12 protein-coding genes are annotated in these 13,413 nt (G+C 71.6%); 4 read left to right on the plus strand and 8 right to left on the minus strand.

The genetic code is table 11. The annotated features are described in order from the left end of the window. Positions 1-16 precede the first annotated feature (16 nt). Together BLT28_RS23545 and BLT28_RS23550 are read right to left on the minus strand one after the other, a co-directional pair. Positions 17-1,084 (minus strand): potassium channel family protein, encoded by a 1,068-nt coding sequence (locus BLT28_RS23545; protein ID WP_030427745.1) that lies wholly within the window; start codon positions 1,082-1,084, stop codon positions 17-19. Next, positions 1,081-1,881 carry a M20/M25/M40 family metallo-hydrolase gene (locus BLT28_RS23550; protein WP_030427744.1) on the minus strand — a complete coding sequence of 267 codons (801 nt, stop codon included), beginning with the start codon at positions 1,879-1,881 and terminating at the stop codon, positions 1,081-1,083. Before BLT28_RS23550 ends, BLT28_RS23545 begins: the two co-directional genes overlap by 4 nt. A gap of 84 nt (positions 1,882-1,965) precedes the next feature. Between BLT28_RS23550 and BLT28_RS23555 the strand changes: the two genes are divergently transcribed. Next, the gene (locus tag BLT28_RS23555; protein WP_030427743.1) at positions 1,966-2,343 is read left to right on the plus strand and encodes a DoxX family protein; all 378 of its coding nucleotides are present in this window, start codon (positions 1,966-1,968) and stop codon (positions 2,341-2,343) included. On the opposite strand, the gene BLT28_RS23560 is transcribed toward BLT28_RS23555, so the two are convergent. Further along, positions 2,334-2,894 carry a hypothetical protein gene (locus tag BLT28_RS23560; RefSeq protein ID WP_030427742.1) on the minus strand — a complete coding sequence of 187 codons (561 nt, stop codon included), beginning with the start codon at positions 2,892-2,894 and terminating at the stop codon, positions 2,334-2,336. The genes BLT28_RS23555 and BLT28_RS23560 overlap by 10 nt on opposite strands. Positions 2,895-3,121: 227 nt before the next feature. Here BLT28_RS23560 and BLT28_RS23565 point away from each other — a divergent pair, with 227 nt between their 5' ends. Continuing rightward, on the plus strand, positions 3,122-3,646 hold the full coding sequence (locus tag BLT28_RS23565; protein ID WP_030427741.1) for a hypothetical protein: 525 nt from the start codon (positions 3,122-3,124) through the stop codon (positions 3,644-3,646). Here the strand turns inward: BLT28_RS23565 and BLT28_RS23570 are convergent. The 3 genes from BLT28_RS23570 to BLT28_RS23580 all read right to left on the minus strand — a co-directional run bounded on the left by BLT28_RS23570 (position 3,601) and on the right by BLT28_RS23580 (position 10,641). Continuing rightward, positions 3,601-4,122, minus strand: a complete 522-nt coding sequence (locus tag BLT28_RS23570; protein WP_052406927.1) for a MarR family winged helix-turn-helix transcriptional regulator — start codon at positions 4,120-4,122, stop codon at positions 3,601-3,603. The genes BLT28_RS23565 and BLT28_RS23570 overlap by 46 nt on opposite strands. Positions 4,123-4,131: 9 nt before the next feature. Then, complete coding sequence (locus tag BLT28_RS23575; protein WP_030427739.1) at positions 4,132-7,377, minus strand: ATP-dependent helicase; 3,246 nt, start codon at positions 7,375-7,377, stop codon at positions 4,132-4,134. Between the two features lie 72 nt (positions 7,378-7,449). Beyond that, positions 7,450-10,641, minus strand: a complete 3,192-nt coding sequence (locus BLT28_RS23580) for an ATP-dependent helicase (RefSeq protein WP_081900050.1) — start codon at positions 10,639-10,641, stop codon at positions 7,450-7,452. Positions 10,642-10,812: 171 nt separating this feature from the next. On the opposite strand from BLT28_RS23580, the gene BLT28_RS23585 reads away from it, so the two are divergent. Then, positions 10,813-11,763: a chitinase gene (locus BLT28_RS23585; RefSeq protein ID WP_030427737.1), complete on the plus strand. Its 951-nt coding sequence runs from the start codon at positions 10,813-10,815 to the stop codon at positions 11,761-11,763. Between the two features lie 32 nt (positions 11,764-11,795). After that, positions 11,796-12,134, plus strand: a complete 339-nt coding sequence (locus BLT28_RS23590) for an MGMT family protein (RefSeq protein ID WP_030427736.1) — start codon at positions 11,796-11,798, stop codon at positions 12,132-12,134. Here BLT28_RS23590 and BLT28_RS23595 read toward each other — a convergent pair. After that, positions 12,131-12,439 (minus strand): tetratricopeptide repeat protein, encoded by a 309-nt coding sequence (locus BLT28_RS23595; protein ID WP_030427735.1) that lies wholly within the window; start codon positions 12,437-12,439, stop codon positions 12,131-12,133. The two genes, BLT28_RS23590 and BLT28_RS23595, sit on opposite strands and share 4 nt — an antisense overlap. A 2-nt stretch (positions 12,440-12,441) precedes the next feature. Continuing rightward, the gene (locus BLT28_RS23600) at positions 12,442-13,413 is read right to left on the minus strand and encodes a pirin family protein (RefSeq protein ID WP_030427734.1); all 972 of its coding nucleotides are present in this window, start codon (positions 13,411-13,413) and stop codon (positions 12,442-12,444) included.

Here is a 13,413-nt window from a genome sequence, read left to right on the forward strand (position 1 = left end):
CCCAGACTCGCCTCGGCTAGTCCTCTCCAGCCGGGGTCACCTTGCGGACGTAGAGCAGGCGATCCCCGGATTCGATGGCGTCGGCCTCCGGCGCGTCCACCCGATAGAGGTGACCGTCGCGCACCACGCCGAGCACGATGTCGGAGAGGTGCCTCGGCGAACCGCCGATCTCGACCGCCTCGACCTCGCGCTCGGAGATGGCCAGTCCGGCGTCCGGGGTGAGCAGGTCCTCGAACATCTCCACCACCGACGGCGTGGAGGTGGCCATGCCCAGCAGCCTGCCCGCGGTCTCGCTGGAGACCACCACCGAGTCGGCCCCGGACTGGCGCAGCAGGTGGACGTTCTCCGCCTCCCGCACCGCGGCCACGATCTGGGCCTTGGGCGCCAGCTCGCGCGCGGTCAGCGTGACCAGCACCGCGGTGTCGTCGCGGTTGGCCGCCACCACGATGGCCTTGGCCCTCGAGGCGCCGGCCAGCCGCAGCACGTCCGATCTCGTCCCCGAGCCGTGCACGGTGACCAGGCCCTGCGCGGAGGCCGCCTCCAGCGACTCGTGGTCGGTGTCCACGACGACGATCTGGGTGCTCTCGGTGCCCTCGCCGAGCAGCGCGGTGACCGCGGAGCGGCCCTTGGTGCCGTACCCGATGACGACCGTGTGGTCGCGCACCTTGGACCTCCAACTTTGGATCTTGAGAGCTTGCCGGGAGCGGTCGGTGAGCACCTCCAGGGTGGTACCGACCAGGACGATCAGGAACAGCACGCGCAGCGGGGTGATCACCAGGACGTTGATCAGCCGGGCGGACGGGGACGCCGGGGTGATGTCGCCGTAGCCGGTGGTCGACAGCGACACGGTCGCGTAGTAGATCGAGTCGAGCAGGGACAGCCCGTCCTCGTTGACGTCGCGGTAGCCCTCGCGGTCGAAGTAGACGATCAGCACCGTCGCGACCAGCGCCAGCGACGCCCCGATCACCCTGCGCACGATCGCCCGGATCGGGCTCATCGTGTTCGTCGGGATCTTCAGCACGCCGACCAGGGCGTGCCCGGGCTTGACGTCCAGGTCGTCGTTGGTGCGACGAAGGCGGATCATGCCGCGCTCCCGTGGTCGAGAAGGTCGATCCCCGCCGGGTTCCGGCGCGGATCGCCCAGGAGACCCGCCAGCCGCACGGCGTTGTGCAGCAGCAGCGAGGTGCTGAGCCGCTCATCCTGCTGGGTGCGGTCGGCGGGCGCGGAGGCGACCCCGTCCAGCACCGGCAGGCCGGGGTGCGCGGGCACGCCGAACTCCCCGAGCAGGGTGGGCTCCGCAGCGCTCGGGGCGGGCGCGAACACCAGCAGCAGGCCGCAGTCCAGTTCGCCGCGGTGCGCCCCGACCAGGCGCTCCAGGTGCTCGGACCCGACAGCGCCCGCTCCCTCGGCGAGCAGCACGAGCGTGGCGGCCGGGCGGTGCCGCCCGGTGGCCGCGAGGTGTGCGGCAAGGGCCAGCCGCACGGAGGTGAGCAGTCCCTTGGCCACCGCGCCCCTGGCGATCACCGCGCCGTCGCGCAGCACCGGTTCGAACGGGGGATGCCGCCAGCCCTGGACGTCGTGGATGGGCGCGACGTCGTGGTGCCCGTAGATCAGGACCGTGGGTCCGTCGCCGGGCCAGACGGCGTGCACGGCGGGGCGGGCGGAGCCGTCGTCCCAGATCCGCGCCTCGGGCCAGCCGTCCCGGCGCAGCGCGGTCGCGAGCCAGCGCGCCGAGCGCAGCAGGTCGTCGCCGTGGGCGGGGTCGGCACTGATGGAGGGGATGGTCAGCCAGTCACGCAGGTCCGCGAGGTAGGACTCGGCGCGGGCCGAGACCTCCTGTGCTTCGGCGGAACCCGCGCCCGGATGGTGCGCGTCGGTCACGGAGCGGGAGGTTAGGGCATGTGAGCGGCGCACGGGCTGTGATTCCCCGCGCGCCGCGTGTCCCCCGCCGGTTACCGTTCGGTAATGGTGGCGGACAAGCAGACCTCGGCCGCGGTGCTCGCGGCCTTCCTCGGCGGGATGGGCGTGCTGCACTTCGTGAAGCCCGAGCCCTTCGACGCGATCGTGCCGAGCCGGTTGCCCGGCTCGGCACGACTGTGGACCCATCTCTCCGGCATCGCCGAGCTGGGGTGCGCGGCGGCCGTCGCCGTTCCGCGCACCCGTGCAACGGGCGGACTGCTCACCGCGGTGCTGTTCGCGGCGGTCTTCCCGGCCAACGTCAAGATGGCCTACGACTACCGGGACCGGCCCGCGCCGCAGCGCCTGGTCGCCCTCGCCCGGCTGCCCCTCCAGGTCCCCCTGGTGCTGTGGGCGCTGCGGGTGCGCCGACGGGCTCACCAGTAGAGGACGTCCCAGTGGTCGCTCTCGTTGGTGTAGACGTTGCCGCTGGGCGCCTTGTACTGCTCGATGCCGAAGGTCGGCGGGACGACCTTGGCGAAGGTCCGGCGGATGTAGCCCTCGACGCAGTCGTTGCGCCGGAAGTCGATCTTGTAGCCGTTCCAGTGCGAGTAGCCGGCGTGCGAGCCGTGCGCGTCCTCGGTGCCGCCGGTGGCGACGAGCGCGCAGCCGCTGGCGTTGCGCAGGGTGACGATCCCGTCGATCGTCCCGGAGTTGATCTGCTCGAAGGACGTGCAGTTCGGGTTGAGGCGGTCCGAGCAGTTGCCGCTGGACCAGATGCCGATCCCGGCGGCGGTGAGCCGGGCGACCGCGGTGGCGTGGCTGAGCTTGACGCCGCTGCGGTCGGTGGCGGGCGGGGTGAACCCGGCGAGGCGCTGGGCCTCGGGCACGCTCGCCTCGGTGCCCGGAAGGGCGGAGGCGAGTGCTGACGGACCGGGAAGCAGGGCGGCGGCGACGGCCGCGACGCCCAACGCGGTGATGACCGAGCTTCGGTTCATCGACCTGACTCCTTCGCGTGTCGACGCCCGTCCTGCGGTGCAGGGGGTGCAGGCGGGCGCTGGTCACCCGATGGGGCGACACGCGGTGGAGAGTCGACAGGGTGGCTAAAAATTTGGTGAATGCGCGCCAAAATCCGCAGGTAGTCCGGGGTAAGGCGCCAAATGCCAATTGCATTTGCTCCGCCACGGCCTCCACAAGGCGTTGCGCCTGGGCCTACGATGCCCCGGTGCCGCCTCTTGAACACGCCGCGAACGCACTCGGCTGGCACGGCGTGGTCGTCCCAGACGTGTCCGTCCTGGGACAACAGGTTTCCGCCGTCGTCCGGATCCGGAGCGACGTGCACGAGTGGCGTGCGCGCAACGGCTGGCCACCGGAGTCCGACCCGTCGTGGTTCCGCTCCTGGTTCGAGCCGAGCTTCCACGACCAGGTCCCGGTGCCCGCGGTGGAGCTGCTCGGGGTCCTGGTGTTCGAGTCCTCGGTGGACCGGGCGCTGACCTCCTGCGGAACGCTGATGACCCTGGCGCCGTGCGCCGTGGTGCTGCCGTCACCGCAGCCCGAGGACCCCTGGCGGATGATCGAGCTCGACTACTACGGCATCGGCGTGGTCACCGCGGACAGCACCGGCGCGACCGCGCTGGTCCCGCCGGAGGACCGCTCCGGGGAGTTCGGACCGTCGCTGTTCGGCCGCTGGCTGCTGGAAGTCCTCTACGAGCGCACGCTGGAGCTGGCGCACCAGCCGTCCTCGCGCTGACGCCCCAGGTCCTCCAGCCGCGCGCCGAGCCGCCCCAGCAACGCGCGCAGGGTGACCAGCTCCTCCTCGGCCAGGCACGCGCGCATCTCGGCGTCGGCTTCGGCGACCTCCTGGCGCAGCGTGGTCAGCAGCGCGCGGCCCTCGCGGGTCAGCGACAGCCGCACGCACCGCCGGTTGTGCTCCGGCACGATCCGCTCGACCAGACCGGACGTGACCAGCTTGTTGATCTGCCTGGTCAGCGTGGGCGCCTCGATCTCCAACCGGGCGGCCAGCTCGGAGTTGCCCCGCGCGCCCGCGGCCAGCTCCTGCAGGGCGAGGAACCCGGCGAAGGTCAGCCCGCGCGCGGCGAGCAGCCGGTCGAGGTGGCAGCGGATGGCCCTGGCGACGACCGTCAGCTCCCTGCCGACGCAGGACCACCCGCCGTGTTCCGGGTCGAGCAGAACAGCGGGCTCGCGGCTGGCGGGAGAGGCGGGCACGCCGCCAGGTTAGCCGGGTCGCGGGACCGAGCGGAGAAGGCCGCGCAGGCCTTCAGCATCCAGCAAATCGGAGGGGCGCAGGGTGTGGTCGTGCCGGACGTAGTGGAAAGCGGCGCGCACGCGGTCCAGCGGCACCTCGCGCAGGCTCGCCCACGCCAGCCGGTACGCGGCCAGCTGCACCGCGACGGCGGGCAGGTGCGCGGCGTCGGGCACCGCGCCGGTCTTCCAGTCCACGACGGTCCAGCCGCCGTCCGGGTCGGCGAACACCGCGTCCATCCGGCCGCGCACCGCGATGCCGTCGACCTCGGTCTCGAACGGCACCTCCACCTCCTCCGGCGTCCGGTCGGCCCACTCGCTCGCCAGGAACGCGCGTTGCAGGTTCTCCAGGTCCGCGTCGGGCACAGCGGTCTCGTCCGCGGCTCCCGGCAACTCGTCCAGGTCCAGCAGCCTGGTCGCGCCGAAACGCCGCTCCAGCCACGCGTGGAAGGCAGTGCCCCGGCGGGCGGTGGGGTTGGGCGGAAACGGCAACGGACGGCGCAGCCGCCGGGCGAGCGCTTCCGGGTCCGCGGCCAGCTCGACCAGCTGGCTCACCGACAGCTGGGACGGCAGCCGCACCTGCTCGCGACGGCTCGCCGCCGCGGCCCGCTCGGCGAGCAGGACGTCCACGTCCCGGGCCCAGCCCTCGGGATCGTCCTCCTCATCGTCCTCCGACGGCGGCGGCTCGTTGAGCGCGGCGCGCACCATGTCGGCGCCCTCCTGCACCGCGGACCGCCTGCGGGACAACGGGTCGTGCGGCCACTTCGCGCTCTTCGTCGCCTGGGCCAGCGGATTGCCCGCCTCCACGTCGGGCTCGGGCGCCCAGTGCTGCACCGAGCCGATCTCCGGCGACTCGGACATCGCCTCGTGGATCTCGGCCAGGAACACCGAAGGCCCTCGCGGCCGTTCCCCCGTCTCGCCCCACCAGTGCCCGGACACCAGCAGCGCGTGCTCGGCGCGGGTCAGGGCGACGTAGAGCAACCGCCGTTCCTCGATCAGCCTGCGCTCCTCGAAGTCCTCCTCGTGCACCTTCAGCGCGGTCTCGATCTCCTTGCGGTTGGCGCAGCTCTCCAGCGACAGCGTCGGCAGGTCCTGCGCGTCACCCCGGAGCTCCGCGGGCAGCTGCTGCGGAGTGCGCAGCCAGCTCGAGGACTTCTTCTTGCCGGGGAACACGTCCTTCACGAGGTGCGGCACCGCGACGATCTCCCACTCCAGCCCCTTGGCGGAGTGCACGGTCAGGATCTGCACGCGGTCCTCGGCGACCTCGACCTCGCCCGGTTCCAGGCCGTCCTCGGCCCGCTCCGCCGCGCTGAGGAAGTCCAGCAGGGACGGCAACGTCGCCGAAGGACTCGCGGAGGCGAAATCCGCAACCACGTCGGCGAACGCGTCGAGCTGGGCCCGGCCGATCTTGTTGGGCCGCGCCAGGGTTTCGATGTCCAGCAACAGGTTCCGCTCGACGTCGGCCACCAGCTCCGGCAGCGGCTGGTCCATCCTGCGGCGCAGCGCGGCCAACTCCTGCCCGAGCTTGCGGATCCGGCGGTACCCCTCCGGGGAGTACGCCTCCGCATCACCCGGGTCGTCCACCGCGTCCACCAGCCCGGCCAGCTCGGCGTGCTCACCGGGCAGCGCGTCGGCGATGGCATCGGTACCGGTCGGCTTCGCGTCCGCGCCGCCGGCGAGGAACTTCGCCCGATCCCACAGCGCCGCGATATCGGAAACGCCCATCCGCCAACGAGATCCGGTCAGCAGCCGCATCGCCGCCGTGCCCGCGAGCGGATCGACCAGCACGCGCAGCGCGCTCACCAGATCGCGCACCTCGGGCTCGTCCAGCAGTCCACCGAGCCCGACGACCTCGACCGGCAGTCCGCGATCGCGCAGCGCGGTCGCCATCTCGGCCATGTCGGACCGCCGTCGCACGAGGACCGCGGCGGTCGGCGACTCCCCCGTCGCGTCCACACGGGACTCCCAGTAGGCGGCGATCGTGTCGGCCACCCAGTCGAGCTCCTGCTGGACATCGGGCAGCAACGCGACGCGGACATCGCCCGGACCCGCGTTGTCCTTGGCCCGCAGGGGTTCCACGTCCAGTCCGGCAGAGCGCAGCGGCTCGGACACGGCATTGGCCAGCGCGAGGACTTCAGGAGGATTGCGGAAGCTGGTGAGCAGGCCGTATCGCCGCGCAGGCTCCAGCCGATCCTCACCGTAGCGGGGGAAGTCGGTCGCGAACCGCGGAAGGTTGGCCGCGCTGGCGCCACGCCAACCGTAGATCGCCTGCGCCGGATCACCCACGGCCGTGACAGGAACCGGGGTCCGATGCCCACCGCCGAACAGCGATCGCAGCAACACGCGCTGCGCGTGACCGGTGTCCTGGTACTCGTCGAGCAGCACTGCGCCGTAGCGCTCGCGCTCGCCCGTCACGACCTCCGGGTGTTCCTCCGCCAGACGAGCGGCCATCGCCATCTGGTCGGCGAAGTCCATCGAGGCCTCGCGCCGCTTCCGCGCGGCGTACTCTTCGACCAGCGGCAGCAGCGCGATACGAAGTCGTTGCGCGGCAAGGACTTTCTGCACGTCCTGGCTCAGTTCGTTGCGCTGCCGGGGCCCCTTCGGCGCGCTCTCGATGTAGCGGCAGAACTCCTCGGCGTGCTTGCGCAGGCGCTCCGGGCCGACCAGGTGCTCGCCCAGTTCACCCGCGAGGGCGAGCAGATATCCGGTCACGGTGGAGGGCACCTTGTCGGTGTTGATGTCCTCGGTCCACGACGAGACGACGCGATGCGCGAGCTGCCATGAAGCCGTCTCGCGCAGAAGGCGCGCCCCAGGCTCGACCGGCAGACGCAGACCGTGTTCACCCACGAGCCGCCCGGCATAAGCGTGATAGGTCAACACGGTCGGCTCACCGGTCAGCACCGCGTTGGTGCGGTCACCGCTGGGGTCGAGCTCGTCGAGCAGCCCCGAGCCGGCGAGGCGCCGCAACCGCAGCCGAACGCGGTCCGCCAACTGGCGAGCCGCCTTGCGCGTGAACGTCAATCCGAGCACGCGATCAGGTGTGACGAGGCCGTTGGCGACGAGCCAGACCACGCGCGCGGCCATCGTCTCCGTCTTGCCGGCGCCCGCACCCGCGATCACCAGCGCGGGTTCGGTGGTCGCGGCGATCACCTCGGCCTGTTCGGGTGTCGGGGGGTGCAGGCCGAGGGCGTCCGCGATACGAGCCGGGCTGGCGGTCACGTTGCCGCCTCCGCTGAGGAAAGCACGTCGGCGGTCACGTTGCCGCCTCCGCTGAGAAGAGCACGTCGGCGGTCACTCCGGCACCTGTCGACCCGAAGGCTGAATCGGACAGCAAGTCCTTGCTGGGCAACGAGAACAGTCCGCGTTCTCCGTCGCGGTGTACTCGGGTCCGACGCAAGAGGCCGCCGCCGCGTGCACCACGTCGGTCCACGCCTTGATGGCCTGCTCGTCCAACGGCGGCTGAACACGCTCAGCGGCGCCTGTCTTCTTGTCCTCTTTGGACACGAAGAGCAGACGCGCTCCACCAGGCTCCGTGCCGAGCCCGAGCTTGGTGAACGCACCGAGCGCCACGGCGAGCTGGTAGACCGCGAGCTGCGGGTGCTGCTCGGCATCGGCCTTGCTCACCGGATTGCGGCCGGTCTTGACGTCCACCACGACCGCGCGGCCGTCCTTGTCCATGTCGAGGCGGTCGACGCGGCCCCGCACGCGCAGCCAAGGACCACCGGCTTTCGGTTCGAGCGTCACCGAGAGCTCGTTCTCCACCGCGACCTGCGTCAGCTCGGCGCGACTGCTGGACAGCCACGTCATGAAGGCGGTCAGCATGGCCTCGACGCGCGTCCGCTCCTTGCGCGAGAACCACGGCGCTCCGGCGTCCACGGTGGCCCACGCCTGATCGAGCGTCTTGCGCAGCGTGTCGTTGTCCGCCCCTTCAGCTGCCGCCTGCACCAGGGCGTGCACCAGTGAGCCGGTGATCGAGGCCAGCTCGGCGGAGTCCTGCCCGCCGTGCCGCTCCACCATCCACCGCATCGGGCACCGCGTCAGTACGTCCACAGTGGATGGAGAAACGGATACGGTGTCCCCTTCTGTCCACAATGGAGCGTCGCTCGACGTCTCCGGCAAGCCGTACCAGTTGTCCGGATGCGCTCCGGGAACTCCGGCCTGCGCGAGCTTCGCCAGTTGCCTGGCGGCGCGCGAGCGCCTGTCCGGCTCGGCGTCCGGGTCGCAGACCACCGACCTCAGCTCACCGACGAGTTCGGCGAGCACCAGCCCGCGCTCCGGCTTCGCGATCGGCCGCGGCGCCTCCTCGGTGCCGAACTGGTCGAACCCGTCCAGCTCGTCGAGGAACCGTGACGGCTGCTCGTCCTCCCCGCGCACGGCGCTGACCAGAAGCTTCTTCCTGGCCCGGCTCGCGGCGACGAGCAGCAGCCTGCGCTCCTCGGCCAGGATCGGCGCGGTCGCGGAGAGCTTGTCCGAGGGCTCCAGCCCGGCGAGCTGGTCGATGAGCTTTTCCACGCCCAGCAACGATCCGCGCAGCCGGAGATCCGGCCAGGCGCCTTCCTGCACACCCGGCACCGCGACGACCGTCCACTCACGACCGACCGCCGCGTGCGCGGTGAGCACGGACACCGATTCGCCCTGCGGTGCCGCGGCGGCCAACGTGTCGCCCGCGATCTGTTGTGCTGTCAGGTAATCCGCGAACCCGGCGACGTCCTGACCGGGGAGCCTGTCGGTGTACCGGGCCGCCGCGTCGAACAAGGCGACGATCGCGTCGAGGTCGCGGTCCGCCTGGGCACCGGTGGGCCCCGGACGCGCGGCCTGACGGACCCACCGCGTCTCAAGGCCGCTGGCCTGCCACACCTGCCACAGCACCTGCTCGACGCTGGCGTGCTTCGCGATCGCCTCCCTGGCGATCTGCAACAACCCGGACACCCGGCGCGCCGGCGCCGCAGCCAAATCCTCGAGCGCGGCGAGCTGATCCGGCTCCCGCAGGACGTCGACGAGCAGGTCACCGCTCGCGCGGTCGCTGCCCGCGGCCAGCTCAAGTCGCCGGAGCCCTCGCCGCAATCGCCGCAGTGCCAACGGGTCCGCCCCGCCGAGCGGGCTCGACAGCAGGGCGGCGGCGACCTCCGGGTTCAGCTCCTCCGGCCGCGCGGCGCAGCGCAGCAGCGTCAGGAACGGCCACACCGCGCTCTGTTGCGGCAACGGCAACTCGTCCAGGTCGACGTTCACCGGGACACCCGCCGCGAGCAACGCCCTGCGCAGGACCGGCAGCACTCGCCCGGTCGAGCGGGCGACGACCGCCATCTCCGACCACGGCACCTCGTCGATGAGGTGCGCCCGCCGCAACTGGTCTGCCACCCACGACGCCTCCTGGGCGCCGGAGGCGAACAACCGCACCGCGACCTCGCCGGGCGGCTGTTCCCCCGGACCGGTCAAAGTCCTTGGCGGACCTGGCAGACGAGCCATCAACCGGCGAACCGCCTCCCGCACCGCCGGGCTCATCCGGTGGTCCGTCGAGAGGGTGACCGTGCGCCCGGGGGCATCCCGCAGCAGCTGCGGATCGGCGCCGCGGAAGGAGAACACCGCCTGGTCCGGATCACCGGCGAGCACGAACTCCCCCGCCGAGCCACCGATCACGCGGATCAGCTCGAACTGTTGTGGATCAAGGTGTTGCGCGTCGTCGACCAGCAACAGCCGCACCCGGGCGCGCTCGCGCTCCAGCAGCTCCGGCTCCAAGTGGAAGACCCCGAGCGCGGAACCCACCAGCTCGGCGGCGTCCAGAGCGGGCGCGGTGGCCTGCGGCGCTTCGGAGCCCACCGATCCGCGCAGCAGCTGCACCTGCTCGTACTGGGCGCCGAAGGTGCCCGCGGCCACCCACTCCGGGCGCCCGTGCTCCTTGCCCAGCTCGACGAGGTCCTCCGGCCCCAACCCGCGCTCTGCGGCGCGCAGCAACAGGTCCCGCAGCTCCGCGGCGAAGCCGGGCACGGCGATGGCCGGGCGCAACCGCTCCGGCCAGTAGTCCGCCTGGTCCTCGATGTCACCGGCGAGCAGCTCGCGCACCACCACGTCCTGCTCCGGGCCGGACAGCAGGCGCGGCGGCGGCAGCTCGAAGGTCGTCGCGTGCAGCCGAAGCACCGCGAAGGCGTAGGAGTGCACCGTGCGCACCAGCGGCTCACGGATCGTGCGCAGCGGGCTGTCAACCCGGGCTTCGCTGATCAGCGAGGTGATGTGCGCCCGCATCGTCGTGGCTGCCTTGCGATTGGTGCACAGGACCAGCACGTTCTCCGGATCGAGGCCCCGGTTGAGGATGCGGTCCGCGGCCACCTCGGCCAGCAGCGTGGTCTTGCCCGTGCCCGGTCCGCCCAGCACCCGCACCGGCCCGCCCGGGTTGTCGAGCACACGACGGCCCGCGACGTCCCACTCTGGGCGACGCCGGATCGGGTCCGACCCCCGTACCAGGGTCGGCGGGTGAACCGCGGGCACCGTTCGATGCAATCACGCTGCCCCGACGACGCCCAGCACCGGGTACCCGTGTCGCCCTACGAAGGGATGCTTGACAGTCCCAGTGGTCTAGTCCACCTTGGAGAGCGCTTACCGCTCGCTCGGTTCGCCGCCTCGACGCGAGTCCCCTGCACCGCAAGCACTGGAGGACCCATGAGGTTTCTGCGGCGAACCCTGCTCTGCGCGCTCAGCGCCGCCGCCGTACTCGGCGCGGCCACCCCGGCCAACGCCGCCGCCGTCAACCCGGTCACCGCTTCGCCCTACCTCTACAGCTGGGGCCGCACGATCAACCCCGTCGACGTGATGCGGCAGACCGGGGTGAAGTCGTTCACCCTGGCCTTCATCCTCTCCGACGGCGGCTGCAACCCGAAGTGGGACGGCACCCAGGAGTTGTCGTCGAAGTCCGCGCTGATCAACCAGATCCGCGCCGCTGGCGGCGAGATCGTGCCGTCCTTCGGCGGCTGGTCCGGCACCAAGCTCGGCGACCGCTGCTCCAGCGCGAGCGCGCTCGCCGGGGCCTACCAGAAGGTGATCGACGCGTTCCGGCTCACCGCGATCGACATCGACATCGAGAACACCGAGTTCCACAACCCCGCTTCGCAGGACAAGGTCCTCGGCGCGCTGAAGATCGTGAAGGACCGCAACCCCGGCGTGAGGACCGTGATCACCATGGGCACGGCCAAGTCCGGCCCCGACGCCGACGGCCAGCGGCTGATCCGCCGCGCCCGCGAGCTCGGCTCCACCGTGGACGTGTGGACGCTGATGCCGTTCAACTTCGGCGGCGGCAACATGGTCAACGACACGATCAGCGCCGTCGACAACCTCCGCTCCCGGCTGAGCAGCACCTTCGGCTACTCCGCCGCCGACGCTTACCGGCGCAGCGGGATCTCGTCGATGAACGGCAAGACCGACCAGAACGAGACGGTCACCGCGGCCAACTTCACGTCCATGCGCGACTACGCCACCCGCAACCACCTGGGCCGCTTCACGTTCTGGGCCACCAACCGCGACTTCGGCAACTGCGGGGCCGCCGGCTCCAACTGCAGCGGCATCAACCAGGGCACCTACGAGTTCACCCGGATCACCGCCGGCTACACCGGCTGAGCGTTGTCGGTGCCCTGGGCCACAATCGGGACGTGGACGAACAGATACACGAGCGCGTGCGGGACGTGATCCGCTCCATCCCGGCCGGCCAGGTCGCGACCTACGGTGACGTGGCGGCGGTGGCGAAGGCCCCGTCGCCCCGCATCGTCGGCCGCATCCTCGCCGAGGACGGGCACGACCTGCCGTGGCAACGCGTCCTGCGCGCGAACGGCACGCCCGCGCCGCACCTGGCCGACGAACAGCTCCAGCTGCTCCGCGAGGAGGGCGTGGCGATCCTCGACGGCAGGATCGACTTCGCCGCGCACCGCTGGGAGGAGTCGCCCGCCGCCCGGGCGAAGGCGGAGGACGACTCCCAGCCCGGCCTCTTCTAGCGCGATTCGGCGCCGAGGGCCGCGGCGAGTTTGAGTTCGACCGCGGCCTCGGAATCCCGGGACTGGCGCGCCAACGTGCGGCCGAGCAACAGGCGCGCGTAACCGTCGGACGGGTCCAGCCGCACCAGCTCGCGCGCGACGGCCTCGGCGCGCCCGAGCGAAGCGGACTGGAAGTACGCCAACGCCAACTCCTCCAGCACGGCGCGGTTCGTCGGCTCCGACGCGGCCGCCTCCGAGAGGAACCGCGCGGCACCACTGGGATCACCGGCAGCACGGAACATCCGTCCGCGCTCGAACAGCTCCATGGTCACGTGGACACCTCCTCGTCGGTCGGACCGCGGTGGGCGAGGCGTTCGGCCGGGATCGTGCCGAGGCGGCCCGCCTGGTAGTCCTCCATCGCCTGAATGATCTCCGCGCGGGTGTTCATCACGAACGGCCCGTAGCGCGCGACCGGCTCGTTGATCGGCCGACCGCCCAGCACGAGCACGTCCCACGCGGACTGCGCGCGCATGGTCAGGGCGTCACCGGCGCTGAACACGCCGAGCTGCCCCTCCTCCAACGGCCGTCCCTCGCGGCCGATCGTGCCGCGCCCGGAGAGCACGTAGACCATGGCGTTGAAGTCCCGCGGCCACGGCAGGTCGAGCTGGGCACCCGCGCTGACGGTCGCGTGCAGGTAGGTGATCGGCGTCCACGTCACGCCGGGACCGTCGTGCCCGTCGAGCGAACCCGCGATCACCCGGACCAGTGCGCCACCGTCCACGCTGGACAGAAGCGTGACGTCGCCGCCGCCGATGTCCTGGTAGCGCGGAGCGGTCATCTTCATCGACCGCGGCAGGTTCACCCACAGCTGCACGCCGTGGAACAACCCGCCCTTGACGACCAGCTCCTGCGGCGGCAGCTCGTTGTGGAGAATGCCGCTCCCGGCAGTCATCCACTGGGTGCCACCGTCCTTGATCACACCGCCGCCCCCGATGGAGTCGGTGTGCTCCATCGCGCCGTCGATCATGTAGGTGACCGTCTCGAAGCCGCGGTGCGGGTGCCACGGCGCCCCCTTCGCCTCCCCGGGCGCGTACTCCACCGCGCCGAGGTGGTCCAGCAGCAGGAACGGGTCGGCGAGGCTGAGGTCGACACCGGGGAACGGACGGCGGACGGCGAAGCCCTCGCCCTCGATGAAGCGCTGGGCCTGCACGACGCGCTTGACGCCGCGCCAGGCGGTCTCCGCCTGGGGCAGCTCCGGCAGGCGGGGCAGGGTCAGGGTGTTCGCGGTGACTGCGGGCAT

Source organism: Allokutzneria albata, assembly GCF_900103775.1.
In the GTDB taxonomy this organism is placed as follows: Bacteria; Actinomycetota; Actinomycetes; order Mycobacteriales; family Pseudonocardiaceae; genus Allokutzneria; species Allokutzneria albata.

What these genes read in the sequence shown, in the direction of transcription:
- BLT28_RS23545 (WP_030427745.1), bottom strand. Translation starts at nt 1,084, where the DNA reads ATGATCCGCCTTCGTCGCACCAACGACGACCTGGACGTCAAGCCCGGG.
- BLT28_RS23555 (WP_030427743.1), top strand. Translation starts at nt 1,966, where the DNA reads ATGGTGGCGGACAAGCAGACCTCGGCCGCGGTGCTCGCGGCCTTCCTC.
- BLT28_RS23560 (WP_030427742.1), bottom strand. Translation starts at nt 2,894, where the DNA reads ATGAACCGAAGCTCGGTCATCACCGCGTTGGGCGTCGCGGCCGTCGCC.
- BLT28_RS23585 (WP_030427737.1), top strand. Translation starts at nt 10,813, where the DNA reads ATGAGGTTTCTGCGGCGAACCCTGCTCTGCGCGCTCAGCGCCGCCGCC.
- BLT28_RS23595 (WP_030427735.1), bottom strand. Translation starts at nt 12,439, where the DNA reads ATGGAGCTGTTCGAGCGCGGACGGATGTTCCGTGCTGCCGGTGATCCC.
- BLT28_RS23600 (WP_030427734.1), bottom strand. Translation starts at nt 13,413, where the DNA reads ATGCCCGCAGTCACCGCGAACACCCTGACCCTGCCCCGCCTGCCGGAG.